The sequence below is a fragment of the Streptomyces misionensis genome (assembly GCF_007896895.1).
In the GTDB taxonomy this organism is placed as follows: Bacteria; Actinomycetota; Actinomycetes; order Streptomycetales; family Streptomycetaceae; genus Streptomyces; species Streptomyces misionensis_A.
Genome location: NZ_VOGW01000088.1, coordinates 1,730 through 14,972 on the forward strand (window position 1 = coordinate 1,730; position 13,243 = coordinate 14,972).

General features: G+C 71.1%; 18 protein-coding genes and 1 tRNA gene. 7 read left to right on the forward strand and 12 right to left on the reverse strand.

What is annotated here, in order from left to right:
* On the reverse strand, positions 1–1,158 hold a 1,158-nt coding region (locus FRZ03_RS16020; protein WP_186785444.1), incomplete at its 3' end, for an IS701 family transposase.
* A 1,053-nt stretch (positions 1,159–2,211) separates the two neighbouring features.
* Here FRZ03_RS16020 and FRZ03_RS16025 point away from each other — a divergent pair.
* Positions 2,212–2,287 (forward strand) — tRNA-Arg (locus FRZ03_RS16025).
* 270 nt (positions 2,288–2,557) lie between these two features.
* Complete coding sequence (locus FRZ03_RS40985) at positions 2,558–3,340, forward strand: nuclear transport factor 2 family protein (protein ID WP_146465839.1); 783 nt, start codon at positions 2,558–2,560, stop codon at positions 3,338–3,340.
* 419 nt (positions 3,341–3,759) lie between these two features.
* Here FRZ03_RS40985 and FRZ03_RS16040 read toward each other — a convergent pair whose 3' ends face one another.
* Positions 3,760–4,113 (reverse strand): helix-turn-helix transcriptional regulator, encoded by a 354-nt coding sequence (locus FRZ03_RS16040; protein ID WP_146465855.1) that lies wholly within the window; start codon positions 4,111–4,113, stop codon positions 3,760–3,762.
* A gap of 107 nt (positions 4,114–4,220) precedes the next feature.
* Here FRZ03_RS16040 and FRZ03_RS16045 point away from each other — a divergent pair, with 107 nt between their 5' ends.
* Positions 4,221–4,622, forward strand: a complete 402-nt coding sequence (locus FRZ03_RS16045; RefSeq protein ID WP_261399139.1) for an STAS domain-containing protein — start codon at positions 4,221–4,223, stop codon at positions 4,620–4,622.
* A 196-nt stretch (positions 4,623–4,818) separates the two neighbouring features.
* Positions 4,819–5,661, forward strand: coding sequence for an RNA polymerase sigma factor SigF (locus FRZ03_RS16050; RefSeq protein ID WP_146465841.1), 843 nt, complete (start codon positions 4,819–4,821; stop codon positions 5,659–5,661).
* A 79-nt stretch (positions 5,662–5,740) separates the two neighbouring features.
* Here the strand turns inward: FRZ03_RS16050 and FRZ03_RS16055 are convergent, their stop codons facing one another.
* Entirely contained in the window at positions 5,741–5,986 is a 246-nt protein-coding gene (locus FRZ03_RS16055; protein ID WP_398660453.1) for an STAS domain-containing protein, read from the reverse strand.
* A gap of 292 nt (positions 5,987–6,278) precedes the next feature.
* Here FRZ03_RS16055 and FRZ03_RS16060 point away from each other — a divergent pair, with 292 nt between their 5' ends.
* Entirely contained in the window at positions 6,279–6,737 is a 459-nt protein-coding gene (locus FRZ03_RS16060) for an ATP-binding protein (RefSeq protein WP_146465843.1), read from the forward strand.
* A gap of 56 nt (positions 6,738–6,793) precedes the next feature.
* Here FRZ03_RS16060 and FRZ03_RS16065 read toward each other — a convergent pair whose 3' ends face one another.
* Positions 6,794–7,243 carry an ATP-binding protein gene (locus FRZ03_RS16065; RefSeq protein ID WP_146465844.1) on the reverse strand — a complete coding sequence of 150 codons (450 nt, stop codon included), beginning with the start codon at positions 7,241–7,243 and terminating at the stop codon, positions 6,794–6,796.
* A 449-nt stretch (positions 7,244–7,692) separates the two neighbouring features.
* Entirely contained in the window at positions 7,693–7,866 is a 174-nt protein-coding gene (locus FRZ03_RS16070; protein WP_146465845.1) for a CsbD family protein, read from the reverse strand.
* Between the two features lie 139 nt (positions 7,867–8,005).
* On the opposite strand from FRZ03_RS16070, the gene FRZ03_RS16075 reads away from it, so the two are divergent.
* The gene (locus FRZ03_RS16075; protein ID WP_055495969.1) at positions 8,006–8,176 is read left to right on the forward strand and encodes a hypothetical protein; all 171 of its coding nucleotides are present in this window, start codon (positions 8,006–8,008) and stop codon (positions 8,174–8,176) included.
* 54 nt (positions 8,177–8,230) lie between these two features.
* On the opposite strand, the gene FRZ03_RS16080 is transcribed toward FRZ03_RS16075, so the two are convergent.
* The 3 genes from FRZ03_RS16080 to FRZ03_RS16090 all read right to left on the reverse strand — a co-directional run bounded on the left by FRZ03_RS16080 (position 8,231) and on the right by FRZ03_RS16090 (position 10,164).
* Positions 8,231–8,782 (reverse strand): GNAT family N-acetyltransferase, encoded by a 552-nt coding sequence (locus FRZ03_RS16080; protein ID WP_146465846.1) that lies wholly within the window; start codon positions 8,780–8,782, stop codon positions 8,231–8,233.
* Positions 8,783–8,859: 77 nt separating this feature from the next.
* Positions 8,860–9,174 (reverse strand): hypothetical protein, encoded by a 315-nt coding sequence (locus FRZ03_RS16085; protein WP_146465847.1) that lies wholly within the window; start codon positions 9,172–9,174, stop codon positions 8,860–8,862.
* Positions 9,175–9,285: 111 nt separating this feature from the next.
* Complete coding sequence (locus FRZ03_RS16090) at positions 9,286–10,164, reverse strand: universal stress protein (RefSeq protein ID WP_146465848.1); 879 nt, start codon at positions 10,162–10,164, stop codon at positions 9,286–9,288.
* 200 nt (positions 10,165–10,364) lie between these two features.
* Between FRZ03_RS16090 and FRZ03_RS16095 the strand changes: the two genes are divergently transcribed.
* Complete coding sequence (locus FRZ03_RS16095) at positions 10,365–10,793, forward strand: hypothetical protein (protein ID WP_186785445.1); 429 nt, start codon at positions 10,365–10,367, stop codon at positions 10,791–10,793.
* Positions 10,794–11,037: 244 nt separating this feature from the next.
* Here FRZ03_RS16095 and FRZ03_RS16100 read toward each other — a convergent pair whose 3' ends face one another.
* The 4 genes from FRZ03_RS16100 to FRZ03_RS16110 form a co-directional block, all read right to left on the reverse strand.
* Positions 11,038–11,883 carry a collagen-like protein gene (locus FRZ03_RS16100; protein ID WP_146465850.1) on the reverse strand — a complete coding sequence of 282 codons (846 nt, stop codon included), beginning with the start codon at positions 11,881–11,883 and terminating at the stop codon, positions 11,038–11,040.
* 124 nt (positions 11,884–12,007) lie between these two features.
* The gene (locus tag FRZ03_RS40330) at positions 12,008–12,139 is read right to left on the reverse strand and encodes a hypothetical protein (protein WP_261399143.1); all 132 of its coding nucleotides are present in this window, start codon (positions 12,137–12,139) and stop codon (positions 12,008–12,010) included.
* 149 nt (positions 12,140–12,288) lie between these two features.
* The gene (locus tag FRZ03_RS16105; protein WP_146465851.1) at positions 12,289–12,690 is read right to left on the reverse strand and encodes a hypothetical protein; all 402 of its coding nucleotides are present in this window, start codon (positions 12,688–12,690) and stop codon (positions 12,289–12,291) included.
* Between the two features lie 110 nt (positions 12,691–12,800).
* Positions 12,801–13,243: hypothetical protein (locus tag FRZ03_RS16110; RefSeq protein ID WP_186785446.1), on the reverse strand; the 443-nt coding region annotated here is incomplete at its 5' end.

Consider the following 13,243-nt stretch of genomic DNA (forward strand, 5'->3'; position numbering starts at 1 on the left):
GGGGAGGGGCGGGACCGCGGAGTCCCGCGGCCGGAGGTCCCGCTCCAGGGACTTCAGCGACACCTGCGTGCGCACCGAGTGCCGTATCAGCGAGAGGACTTCGTCGGCGCGTGTGTCCGTCGGCGGGGTCAGCCAGAAGCGGATCGGCCGGCGCTCGGCGGCCGACCACTGGGTCAGCAGGCGGTACACCGGCTGCGGAGCGGTGTGCCCCGGCTCGGGCGGTACGGGCAGCCGTACCGGTCCGGAGTGGACCACGAGGTGGCGCACCGGACCGTCCGCCCGGCCGGCCGAGATCGCCTGCGGCTGCCGGGCGCGCTCGCCCCGCCCGGCGTACTCGCCGACGGGCAGCGGCCGGGGCTGTTCGGTGCCGCGCGCCGAGGCGGGCGCGGCGGGGAGCACGGCCTGGCTCGGGTGCAGCTCGACCACGAAGTCCAGGCCCCGTGCGGCGAGTCCGGCCACCAGCGGCCCCGCCTCCGGGGCACAGCGCAGATCGGCGACAACCGGCGCGGGCGGTGTGAGGCCGGTCCCGGTGAGCGCGTCGACCATGCCGAGTACATGCCCACTCACCGGCTCGGCCGCCGCGGACAGCGGCAGCCGGGCCCGGGAGCGCAGCCGTTCGTCGCCGCACCAGCGGTCGTCCAGCAGCAGCCGCCAGTCGACCGGCACGCTCGTCTCGCCCGAGGACAGGAACAGCCCGATGCCCAGCTGACAGTTGACGGTCCGGCCGGCCTCCGGGACGAACCGGCGGTGGACGCCCACCGAGTGCTCGCCGCGCTTGGGGATGACCGCGATGCCGGTCGCCCAGGCCGCCACCGGCATCCGGGCCACCACCTGGGCGGCGATCGCGCGCCGCGCCGGATCCCACGGCCAAGGACTGGAGTTGATGAACTGCCGGAGCGACCGGGCCGCCGTCGCCGACCGGGGAACGGTCAGCGCGAGGTTGCGGAACGACTTCCTGCCCCGGGTGGTGAGCAGGCCGGCGAGGTAGACCTCGGCCCAGCGACGCTGGTCGGCCCGGGGCAGATGAGCGAAGACCTGCTCGGTGAAGTCCGCGACCGTGAGCGGGCGGCCCGGCCCGTGCGGCGCACCCGGGAGCCGAGCCGTCCACACGGACGACGGTGGCACTGACACGGTGTGGTGCAGGAGGTCGTCAAGCACGTCCCCTCCAGGTCGGCTTGCTGGACGCAGGTTGCTCCGTGGTCCGCCATCGCAGGAGCGAAGGCCCAAAAATAATACCCTCGCGAACGAATAAAAGTTGGGTCGGCAGCTCCGCGAGATTCCGCCATCTCCCGAGCCGGGCACGGAAAGGCCCGTCCGACCGGGACGGCGACAAGGGCGGCCCGCGGGCTCACGCGCGACTGCGCCGGGTCCCCCGCGCGAAACCGGCTCAGGGCGGGGCGCCTGCCGTGGCGCCCGACAGAGGGAACCCGTCCCCGGGGAGGTGTGCCGCGTACGTCACCACGCATGCGTGGTTCGACCGCGCCCGCCCACTCGACCTGGCAGCCTTCAAGACCGACCCGCACCGCGCCGAGGAGGCCGGGGAACACCCGCCGGACGCCTGAAAAGCCCGGTCACCCCGCTCGCGGCCCACCACGGGGGGCCGCTCACCGGAGCACGGCAGCGGCCGCTGCACCTGTATGCCTCGAACCGACCCGCCCGGCCGCCGACGCCGGCCTGCAGCCGGACCCCCGGCCGCTTCCGCACCGCCGCACTCTCCCGCACGGCACCTCGACGCCCCGGGACGCGCTCGCGAACGAGGAGCATTGCAGCGTCCCGGTGATCTCCGTGGTGGACGAGCGCCTGGATGGCTTCCAGGGCATCCACGAACCGGCTCGACCGACGAACGCACCGAACAGTGCGACAGCCCGCGTCTTCCTGGTTCGTCAGCGCGGTGGAACTCCCCTCCACCTTCCACGATCCCTGTCGCAAAGGGAACCGTCCTTCCACGCGTTCCCGCCACACGGCACCGCGGGCACGCATCCGGACCGCAAGGCGCCGGCCACCACGACTTGCCCCAGGCGGCCATGCAGGCCGCAGCGGCCCGACCGGTTCCTGGTGCGGGGCCCACGTGCCGAGACCGGTGGCGGCCGCCGAGAACACACCGGACCGCGCCGGCGTCCCCCGCCCTGCCCCAGCACGGCCTGACAGCCGACCCGCACCCCACGCCGATCCGCTACCCTGTCATGGACCGCCACTCCGGTGGCGGTCCCCGCCTTCGTAGCTCAGGGGATAGAGCACCGCTCTCCTAAAGCGGGTGTCGCAGGTTCGAATCCTGCCGGGGGCACCAGCCAAAACGGCCCGGACCGATCACGGTCCGGGCCGTTTTGACGGCACCAGTTGACGGCAGTCCCTCTCAGAAGCTGTGTCACATCCTCTTCTCGCAGGTCACGGCCCATCACGCGCCGTAGTGATCCCGTTTGCCGTTCGCCTGGGCGTCGGCAGCGACGAGTACCCGGGAGAACCTTCCCCGTCTCGCCGACTTGCGGATTGACGGGTGCCCCGGCGGCGAGGACCGTTGTCAGTGGGGAACCACGCAGAGGAAGGGCGGGTAACCCCGATGAGCACGATGCAGAGCATGCCGGCGTTCGACGTCGAGGCGTTGCGGCGCGGCATCGAGGAGCGCGACGTCGCGACCATGCGGGGCTTGTACGCGGAGAACGCGCAGATGACCGTAGTGGACCGGCGGGACCAGCCGAGCCACCCGCACCAGATCTCCGGGGCATCCGCCATCGGCGAGTTCCTCGAGGAACTGTGCAGCAGGGACATGGAGCACCGCTTGGAGCAGGTCGTCGTCTCCGCCGACGGCAGCCACGCGGCCTACCTTGAGCGCTGCCGCTACCCAGACGACACAACGGTGCTGGCCACCTCGATGCTGGACCTGCGCGACGGGCGCATCACCGCGCAGACCAGCCTTCAGGAATGGGACGAGGAGAGCGGCGGCGCGAGGCCGGAAGCCGCACCGACCGCAGCCGCGGAAGCAGCCGAGCGGGTCGAGCACCTGGACTTCAGCAAACCGGACGAGGTGCGCACCTTCGGCCATGGACGCGCGGAGATCTTCAACGTGGGCGGCGGGGTCATCGGCCGCCTGGTGCTCGAGCCTGGCTGGCGCTGGTCCGAGGACGTCAAGCCCCTGGCAGGGACGGAGTGGTGCGAAGCGCCGCACTTCCAGTACCACGTGTCCGGCACGATCCGCGTGCACATGGCCGACGGAACCGAGTTCGACGCGAAGGCAGGGGATCTGACCCTGTTGCCCTCGGGACACGATGCCTGGGTGATAGGCGACGAGACGGTCGTGGTCGTGGACTGGCAGGGTGCCGTCCACTACGCCGAGAAGCCCTGATCATCGGCATGCCCGGCATCGAAAAGCGACCTGGCCCCGCTGCCCCCAGCTTGTCCGCCCGGTCACGCTGGCGGCAGCCGTGTCACCTGTGACGCGGGTGACCCGCGATGACGCGGGTGTCGAAGGCCTTCACGGGCCGGACGTCGAGTTGGGTGCCCCGGCGGAAGGTGCGGACGGGCTGGTCCTCGGTGGCCGGCACCGACACCGACACCGACGTGTAGGTGTGCGCGGCGGCGGCGCGTACTGCGGTCGTGCCTCCGGCGATCGGCCGGCACCGGGATGGACAGGGCGCCGTTCCCGGCCGCGGGTCGGTTGTGACGTGCGCAGGGTGCTCCTGTCCCGTACGCCGTCGACCCAGGCAGAGCCGAGCGGGCGTGGTCCCTGGCGTACGTCCCTGGCGTACGGGACAGGAGCTGGGGTCAGTGGTGGGCTGAGAAGGTGTGCACCCTGGGCCCAGACGCTTTGACCCGATCGGTCTCATCCTGCACGAGCAGGGAGAGCAGGGAGGCCACGGACAGTCCTGCTTCTGCCGGATGGCGCAGCACCTTGTCCGGCTCGATGCGGTAGGTGTTCGTACGCCCGGCGCGGGTGTGGGAGAGGTAACCGTCCTGCTCGAGGTCGGAGATGATGCGCTGCACTGCGCGCTCCGTGAGCCGGCAGCGGGCAGCGATGTCGCGGATCCGGACGTTCGGGTTGTCGGCGATGGCCGCCAGTACGCGCGCGTGGTTGGTGACGAACGTCCATCCGCTGTGAGGTTCCGGCATTCCAACCATGGCCCGCATTTTAGGAGGCCACCATTGCCGAACCGAGATACATGACATACTTTTCAGGTAATTGCTGACGTGCTCCACGCTGAAGCACCGCGGAAGGAGCCCCGAAGGTGTACTGGGACGAGGCCGTCATGCCAACACTCGTGAGTAGTGCTGATGGAAAGCAGTGGCCGGGCCAAGCCGGCGAGACTGCACCGGTGACTGCCGTACATCAGTACGAACTCTGCGGTTCCTGGGTTGTCGCCACGCACGGCCCCTACGACATGCACTCGACCCCGCCTCTGGCGGACGCGCTGAACGCCGCTGTCAGGAAGCATCCGAAGGTGATTCTGGACGCCTCCGGCGTCGACTTCGCGGACTCGTCGTTCCTCAATCTGTTGATCCTCACCCACCAAGCGGGCACCCTGCGCGTGGCCGCGCCGCCGGAGCAGCTTCAGCGACTGTTCGCGATCACCGGCACCGACGCCGTGCTGGAGATACGAGCGACCGTGAACGACGCCGCCGCCCCCTGATCGCGTGCGGTGGGGCCTGCGCAATGACCGCTGTCGGCTCAGGGGCACTGTCCCCGCCATGCGTCCTGGTGCCTCGGCGAAGTCCGATCCACCGTTCGCTCAGAGAGCAGGCATGGGTGCAGGATGGCGGGGCAGGCGGCGTGTCGTCGGCAGTTTGCAGGCAGCAGCAATGAGATCGATCGCGGGAGGGATCAACATGGCGCCCAGCACCCTGGCAACGCAGACCCGGACGGCCGAGTTGCCGGAGGTCGCCGATCCTTCCCAGGTGGCACCCAAGGACGCTCGCGAGCTGTCCAAGCTCTTCTTCCAGCAGCTGGCTGTGCTGGAAGAAGGCACCGTGGAGTACAGCTATGCCCGTAACACGCTGATCGAGATGAACATGTCCCTGGTCCGCTACGCGGCCGGCCGGTTCCGCAGCCGTGGGCCGGAGGAGATGGAGGACATCGTCCAGGTCGGCATGATCGGTCTGATCAAGGCGATCGACCGGTTCGAGCTGTCGAGGGAGGCGGAGTTCACCTCCTTCGCCATCCCCTACATCGTGGGCGAGATCAAGCGGTTCTTCCGCGACACCACCTGGGCCGTGCACGTGCCGCGCCGGCTGCAGGAGGCCCGCGTCCAACTCGCCAAGGCGACCGAGGAGCTGCGCAGCCGTCTCGACCGTGACCCGACGGTCAAGGAGCTGTCAGAGCTGATGAGCCTGTCCGAGGAGGAGGTCCGCGAGGCCCGCTTGGCCTCGAACGGTTACAACTCCTCCTCCCTGGACGCCACGCTCAATGGGAGCGAGGACGGCGAGGCGGCGCTCCAGGACTTCATCGGGACCGAGGACACGGCACTGGAGCTGGTGGAGGACTTCCACGCCCTCGCACCCATGATCGCCGAGCTCGACGAGCGAGACCGGCAGCTGATTCACATGCGGTTCGTGGAGGAGCTCACCCAGGCCCAGATCGGCGAACGTCTGGGTGTTTCGCAGATGCACGTCTCGCGACTGCTGTCCCGGTGCCTGGCCCGGCTGCGCGAAGGCATGCTCACGACCAGCTGACTCGTCACGGTACCCCTCTCGATGCCCGCCATGGCTTTGGCGGGCATCAGCCATGCTCGGTTCGTCCGGCCGGCAGGGGTCAGGCGGCAAGTGCATCGAGCAGGGTTGGACGGCAGGGGGTGACCTCGGTGAGGCCTACGATCCCGAGGATCTCGCAGACGGCGGGGCTCGGTGCAGCGAGTCGCAGCCGACCGCCGCGGCTCTGCGCGGCGTGATGTGCGGCGATGAGAGCATTGATGCCGCTGGAATCCATGAAGGTGACGCCGCTGAGATTCACCACCGTCACCTGAGCGGCAGCGTCATCGGTGGTCCGGGCATCCAGCAACTGCAGAGCTGTCGAGATCGATCTCGCCGCACGCCGTGACCACCCTGACGCCACAAATATGGCTCAGGTTGATCGACAGACGCGCGCCCCTGTCAAGTTGTCGTTGTCCGCCACAGTCCCTCAGCAAGTGTCGGTGACGTCGTACCCCGGCACTTCCTCGATGTGGATCTGCTCGCGCATGGTACTGGTATGGCATCCGGATGGCCCTGCCACCCCCAGGTACATGTTGCGCGTGCGCGGTACCCGCCCGGGAGGAACGGCGTACGCGAGCGGGGCGGGAGTGACAGGACGGATGGGCGCGGACCCAGAACGTGAGGGTTGCCAGGGACCGGACTCAGCGGCGGTCGAGGAGACCATCGCGCTGTCGGGAGACGGCTCCTGCATCGCCGAAGCCCGTCACCGGACTGCCGCCTTCTTGATCGGGGACGCAGCCGACAATCGTCCGACGAAGGTGGCGGGGCGCATCGTGGGCTTGGCTCAGCTCGTGGTCAGCGAGCTCGTCACCAACGCCTGCAAGCACGCACCCGGCCCCATCCGATTGCGGCTGCGTCTGGCGGACGAGGCGGTGGAGGTGGAGGTGTGGGACAGCCATCCAGTGATTCCGACGGCTCGGCAGGCGGACCCTTACAGGGTGGGCCAGCACGGTCTGGAGATCGTGAAGGCCGTTGCGGCCGACCTCACTGTTATGCCCGAGGGGGTTGGGAAACGGGTCACGGCCCGCCTCCTCCTTGATCCCCATCCCTCGGCCTGACGACTCCTGCCCGGGCAGGAGTGCCAGCCGCTCTCGGTGCGCAGCTCTCGCGAGGGTCAGCCAGCAGGTTGGTGCAAGGGCAGGTGGGCAACGACTCGTTTGCCGGAGTCGAGGGCGATGGTGCGTACCCGGTCGCAGAGCCGCGAGACCAGGTGCAGGCCGTGTCCGCCGATGCGGCCGGCGTCGGACACCTGGAGACGGGGCCGGCGCGGGGAGCTGTCACGGACGCTGATCCGCAACTGGGCGGCATCCGGACTGACTTCCAGCAGGAGTTCACCCGGGCCGGGTGCGTGACGGACGGCGTTGGTGACCAATTCACTGACGACAAGCTGGGCGTCCTGGTTGGAACGCTCGCGCGGATGGTGTCCTGCCCGTGCCAGCAGCGAACGCACGGCATGGCGGGCCTCGGCGATGTGGGCACCCCTGGCGCCCCAAACGGCGCCGTAGCGCCAGGGAGCCTTCGACCGCTGCTCTTCCGGTGTCTGTTTACTGTGCGTGGTAGTCATGGAGGATCCCGTGCCGGTTTCCTTGGCTTCTCTTCACGTGCAGTAGGTCCTGCCGGTATTCACCTACCCGCTGTGACGCCATTACGCCTCTGGCGGCTTACCGGGCGACTGAGGTGGCTGTCAGGACGAGAGTGGCTTGGTCGTCGTCGGGCGGGGGTCGAGGACAGTGCGGCGACCAGGAACGGCGCGGCCAGGATCAGCCGTTGAGTCCTGCCGATCCCGACGCCGTACGGTTTTGGCAGCAGATGCCGGCGATCCAGTGGTCCCTGTCGGCGGGCTGCCTCAACGCGGTCGCGTACAGCGTCACGAACACCGCCAAGATCACTCCAGGCGCGAGCCAAATCTCCACGGCCACCTGCCTATAAGCCTCTGACGCGATGATGGGTGGTGCCGACCAAGCCGGAAAGGGGCCCCTTGTCGAAGGGCCCCTTTCCGGAAGTCATGGAGCGTCAGTGCTTGAAGGCGTCCTTTGCCTTTTCCTTGGCTTCACGGACGTCCCCGGTGCTCTTCTCCGCCTGCCCTTCGGTGGCCATACGGTCGTTGCCGAGGGCGCTACCCAGGGCCTCCTTGGCCTTGCCCTTGGCCTGCTCGGTCTTCGCCTTCGCCTTCTCGTCGGCAGTCACAGAACAACGCCTCCTCGTCACTTCGGGACCGCGGTTGCGGTAACCGCCCCGTGCCCCCGCTTTCCCTCTATAAACAAGGTCACGACACCGAATATCGAGGGAAAGGCAGGGAAGACAGGCGAACAGGAGGTCGATAATTATGGTTCCCCTGCTTCTGGTCCTGCTTCTCGCGGTCATCCTTTTCGGCGCCGGGTTCGCCGTCAAGATCCTTTGGTGGGTGGCCCTCGCCGTGCTGGTCGTATGGCTGCTCGGCTTCGTCATGCGCTCCACCAGTGCCGGCGGTGGTCGTGGCCGCTGGTACCGATGGTGACCTGAGCGCGCATCCACCCAGCAGGGCCCGGCCGTCTCGGCTCGGGCCCTGTCGTCATGCCTGGGATATGCCGACGACACCGTAGGCGCGGTCGCCGATCGTGAACTCGCCCAGGGGGGTCATGCCGAAGCCGTCCACATGGACTCTCCAGGACGTCCGGTTGGCCCGTTCGATGAAGGCGACGATCACATCGGCGCGTCCCGAGGCCGCCTGGAGCGCCGCGGTGAACAGTCCCCGGGCCACTCCCTTGCCGCGGTGGTCGGCGGCGACCACCACGGGGCCGTAGAGCAGGAAGGGGATGGAGCGGAGCGGGCGGCCCTGCCACTCCAGCGCGTCCTGGGCGGCCAGCAGTGCGCGGACCGGCGGGGGCGCACTGGGCAGGTCGTCCGGGGAGGCCAGCCCGAGCAGGCCGGCCAGGCGCCCGTCGTCGTCCGCGACGAGCAGGCTTCCGTCCTCGGCCATCGCCCGCAGCGTGTCGGCGTCGAAGCCGCCCTGCACGAAGCCCTGCTTCGCGCGCTCCTGCTCCGTGAGCGCGTCATAGTGGTTGGCCGCGAAGAGTTCGGCCATGGCCGGGGCGTCGGCCGCGACGGCACGTCGGTAGTCCATGCGTCGATCCTGCCGGGTGCCACGGCCCTTACACAGCCCCGGCCCCGGGGGCACGCGGCTGCGGGGCTGCGCACCGGTCAGCGTGCCCAGACGCGCTGGAACTCCGCCGCCGGGACGGGCTCCAGCGGGTCCTCCCCGGGGTCGATCGCCTGGTCCGTCAGGAAGCCGTGGGCGTCGTCCAGGTGCTCCCAGCCGTACCGGTGGAGGTGGCCGGACGCGGTCAGCTCGGCCTGTTTGACGGCGATCCACTCGCCGCGGTCGGGGACGACCTCGAAGTACCACAGGCCGCCGTCCTCGTCGGCGTGGCGGTAGTGGCGCCGCAGGGTGGCGTTCTCGTCGAGTGCCCGGAAGTAGGCCACGGTCCGCGCTCTGGCGCGCTCGAGATCGGTCACGGGACCATCGTGCCGACGAGCGCCACGGTCGTACAGGGGGGAACCGGCGCCGTCGTCCACAGCCATGTGGAAAACCTTCGCGGAGCAGGGCCCGGCGAGCAGCGGCACCGGTCATCCGTTGCCGCGGACCACGGCGACCGGGCAGTGCGCGTGCTGCAACAGGGCCTGGCTGACCGAGCCGAGCAGCAGCCCCCTGAAGCCACCGCGGCCGCGCGCGCCGGCGACGACCAGCTGCGCGTCGCGGCTCGCCTCGATCAGCGCCGGGCGGACCCGGGAGCGCGCCGCGCGCCGTTCCACCGTGACCCGGGGGTAGCGGGACTGCCACGGGGACAGGGTGTCGTCCAGCAGCCGCTGCTCCTCCTCGCGGAGCCGGTCGACGTCGACCACGATGCGCGACGGGTCGTCCGGCCCCTCGTGGACCCGTTCGCCCCAGGTGTTCCACACGTGCAGGGCCAGCAGGTCCGCGCCGCGCACCGACGCTTCGGCGAAGGCGAACTCGACGGCTCGTTCCCCCGCCGGGGAGCCGTCCACCGCCAGCAGCACCGGGCCGGTCGGGTCCGGCCTGCCCCGCACCACCAGCACCGGGCAATGGCCGTACGTGGCCAGGTGTACGGCGGTGGAGCCGAGGAGCAGGCCGCCGAACGCGCCCAGTCCGCGGCTGCCCACCACGACGAGCGAGGCGGTACGGGACTCGATCTCCAGCACCACCACCGGTTCGCCGGGGACGACCTCTCGGGTGATGTCCGTGTCCGGTGCGATCCGGTGGGCCCGTAGTTCCGCCTCGGTCAGCGTGCCGTCCAACAGTTCGCGCACCCCCGCCTCGGCCCGGTGCCACGGCGGACCGCCATGCGGTGGATGGATCGACGACCACCCGAAGGCGTGCACCAGCCGCAGGCCGACCCCGCTCAGCACCGCCTCGCGCGCCGCCGTCTCGACCGCGTCCAGGCTGGACGGTGAACCGTCGACCCCCACGACGACCGGTTTCGCCATAGCGCGCCTCCTCGCCACGTCGGCCGACTGCCCGGCACCCGTCCATCCTCCGCCCACACGCCGCGCGCCGCAGCGGGCCTCCCCGGTGGAGGAGGGGCCGGCCGCGAAGGAGGCTCCGGCGGCCACCGGCGTGAACACGGACGCCCCCACCATCCCTACGGAGCGTGTTTGCCGCCTGCGCGAGCGGCAACGCGAAGTCCATGAGCCAAGCGAAGAACGGCACCAATCGAGATTCAGCATCCGAAAGCAGTACGTCCGCCAAGGCCCGGCAGGTCACCGCCAAGGTGACCGCGCCCGCGTCGCAGGCGGCGGACAAGGCGGCCGGGAAGTCCGGTGACGCCGCGTCAGCGGCCCGGAGCGCGGGCGAGCGTACGGCCGAGGCGGGCACCGCGGTGGCGCGGGGCGCCGCCGAGCGGGTCCAGGCCGGCCGGCAGGCCGTCGTCGCCGCCTCGGGGCAGGCCGTGGCCCTCGCCCGGACGGCGTGGACGGTGATCGCCCAGCGAAAGCTGCTCGCCGCCGGGGTGGGCGCGGGCCTGTCCGCGCTGGGCGCCACGTCGTACCTGGCGGGTCACCGCGCGGGGCGCCGTACGCACGGCCCGATCACCCGGCTGACCCGCGGGCGGATCTGAGGCGCGACGCGGCGTCCGCCGTCGCCCGGGTGTCCGGTCGCCCCACCGGCGAGCGCGGCCGTCTGCGCGTCCTGGCACCACGGCCGCGCTCCCACGGCCCGGTCCGTGCCCCGTCCGCGGCCCGGTCTTTCACAGCCGCGCGTAACGGGCGGCGCGCCCGCCCCACCGAGGCAGGCGCGCCGGGCTTCGCGGGAGTCCGTCAGAGGCGTTCGTGGAGTCCGTCGGAAGCGCTCGTGGGAGTCCGTCAGAAGCGCGGGAACTGGCAGCTGACCCAGACGCGCACCTCGGCGTCGGTGGTGCCGGGGTTGCTGAACAGCACCTCGGACGGCTGCTGGTACCAGGGGTAGAGGTTGGTACCGGTCTCGTGGACGCCCGAGTTCGGGACGCGGGCGGCTCCCCCGACGGCGGCCTGGCCTTCCGGCCAGGGGCAGGTCGGCGTCTTGACGGCGTAGTTGTCCGCCCCCGCGGGCACGGTGGCGAAGGTCTCGAAGACCTCGTAGTAGGGCAGCGAGCCCGGTCCGGGAGGGCCGGGCTCGCCCTGCGGTCCGGGCGGACCGGGCTCACCCTGCAGCCCTTGCTCGCCCCGTTCACCCTGGGGGCCGGGAACGCCCTGCTCGCCCTGCAGCCCTTGCTCGCCCCGTTCACCCTGGGGGCCGGGAACGCCCTGCTCGCCCTGGGGACCGGCCGGGCCCGGCAGGCCCTGGTCGCCCTGGGGTCCGGCAGGACCCGGAACGCCCTGCTCGCCCTGCGGTCCGGCAGGTCCCGCGGGGCCCGCCGGTCCCGCGGGGCCGGGAGGGCCGGGAGGACCGGGCGTGCCGCCGCCCCCCGTTCCGCCGCCGTGGCCGTAGCCGTAGCCGGCGTCGTTGCCGCCCCCTCCATAGCCTGCGGGGCCATAGCCGCCCGTCCCGTGGCCGCCGGTTCCGTGACCGCCGCCGGGCTTGGTGGTCGTGGTCGCCGCGGCCGGTGCGGCGGCGGAGGCGGCCTGGGCGGTCGCGAGGGTGGTGAGGCCGGCGAGCAGGACCGGCGCCGCCACGCTCAGCGCCAGCGCACCTCGCCCGCGACGGGGGACCCGTCCGGTTTGCCTTGTCATATGTGCTCCTCTCACGGCGCACAGAATGCCCTAAAGGCGGAGCAATACGAGCAAGAAAGGGCACAACACCACATAATGTGCGGCGGCCGGGTGAGCGGAGGCCGCCAGGCCCTGGCGAGGACGGTCACCGCCCGAGGGTCGGCAGGGGGTGCCTGGTCGCACTCGTGGCGCCCGCCGCGTCCAGCACCATGGTCCAGGTGCCGGGCGGGAGCGAGAGGCCGTAGGCGCTGGTGGAGCTGATCCCGGTGTTCACCATGGAGCCGTCGACCCCGATCGCCGGCCGACGGTGAACCGCGGACCGGACCGGGCCCGACCATGGCGATCAGGCCGAACGGCCCGGCCATGGTGCCGGGATCCCTCGACGGCCCGGCGTCCCGAGGGAGGGCCGGGCCGTCGAGGGATGTGTCAGGCGGTTTCGCAGAACTCCGCGATCGCGATGTCGATCTGCTTCGCCTCAGCGGCGCTCACCTCGTGCGAGCTGGTGCTGAACCGCTGTTGCGCCGACCAGACGACCTCGGGTGACTTGCCGTTGATGGCGGAGCACTGGTTGCGGCTGTTGTCGATGGCCTTGCCCTCGTCCACGACCAAGTCGCCGTCGATGAGACGCAGCGCGGCGGGCAGGTCCTCGCGCGGCTGACCGGTCGGCTCCGGCGGGATGCCGGCGGCGTGCCGGGTGGCGTCGCCGGCGGACCGAGACGCGGCCGGCGTCGTGGTCTTCTCCGGCGCGGCGTCGCCGCTGCCGCTGCACGCGGTGAGCGCCGCGAGGGCCGCGACGGCGGCAAGGGCGGCGGTGGCGCGGTACTTCACGAGTGGCCCCCCATGTAGGTAAGCGTTACGCCAGAGGGGCGTGTGCGCCGTGTGAGTGGTTGCGCCGACGTACGAATGCCTCGCCCCCCGTTCATCCGGCCGAGTGAGCGTCAGTACCGCTCCGCCTTCGCCACCACCGCCGTCAGCCGCGGCTCCGGGGGCTGGTGGCTGATGGCGTAGGGGTGGACCGTCTGGCCGGCCCGGACGTTCTCCGCGCCGACGTAGCGGGTCTCCACGACCTTGCCCTGCGCGTTGCGGAAGTCGATCTGGACGGCGAAGTTCGCCGTCCGGTCCGAGGAGTTGTGGATGTTGACGTGGGCGGCCTGGAGGTCGCCGACCTGGGAGCGGGGGATGCCGCTGAGGGAGACGTCGGAGGCGGCGTTGCCCCGGCCCCGCACCTTCGCGAGCCGCTGGTGCGCCTGCTGGTTCGCCTGTTCGGTCCGGGCGGCGACCGAGGCCTCGAACTCGTCGGCCCGCGCCGACGCGGAGGAGGCCGCGGCCGAGGCGGACGCGCGGGCCGAGGCGATGGCGGAGGAGGCGGCCGAGGACAGCG

Coding starts and splice junctions, on each gene's coding strand:
- FRZ03_RS40985 (WP_146465839.1), top strand. CDS start 2,558: ATGAGCACGATGCAGAGCATGCCGGCGTTCGACGTCGAGGCGTTGCGG.
- FRZ03_RS16040 (WP_146465855.1), bottom strand. CDS start 4,113: ATGGTTGGAATGCCGGAACCTCACAGCGGATGGACGTTCGTCACCAAC.
- FRZ03_RS16050 (WP_146465841.1), top strand. CDS start 4,819: ATGGCGCCCAGCACCCTGGCAACGCAGACCCGGACGGCCGAGTTGCCG.
- FRZ03_RS16060 (WP_146465843.1), top strand. CDS start 6,279: ATGGGCGCGGACCCAGAACGTGAGGGTTGCCAGGGACCGGACTCAGCG.
- FRZ03_RS16065 (WP_146465844.1), bottom strand. CDS start 7,243: ATGACTACCACGCACAGTAAACAGACACCGGAAGAGCAGCGGTCGAAG.
- FRZ03_RS16075 (WP_055495969.1), top strand. CDS start 8,006: ATGGTTCCCCTGCTTCTGGTCCTGCTTCTCGCGGTCATCCTTTTCGGC.
- FRZ03_RS16080 (WP_146465846.1), bottom strand. CDS start 8,782: ATGGACTACCGACGTGCCGTCGCGGCCGACGCCCCGGCCATGGCCGAA.
- FRZ03_RS16090 (WP_146465848.1), bottom strand. CDS start 10,164: ATGGCGAAACCGGTCGTCGTGGGGGTCGACGGTTCACCGTCCAGCCTG.
- FRZ03_RS16095 (WP_186785445.1), top strand. CDS start 10,365: ATGAGCCAAGCGAAGAACGGCACCAATCGAGATTCAGCATCCGAAAGC.
- FRZ03_RS16100 (WP_146465850.1), bottom strand. CDS start 11,883: ATGACAAGGCAAACCGGACGGGTCCCCCGTCGCGGGCGAGGTGCGCTG.
- FRZ03_RS40330 (WP_261399143.1), bottom strand. CDS start 12,139: ATGGTGAACACCGGGATCAGCTCCACCAGCGCCTACGGCCTCTCGCTC.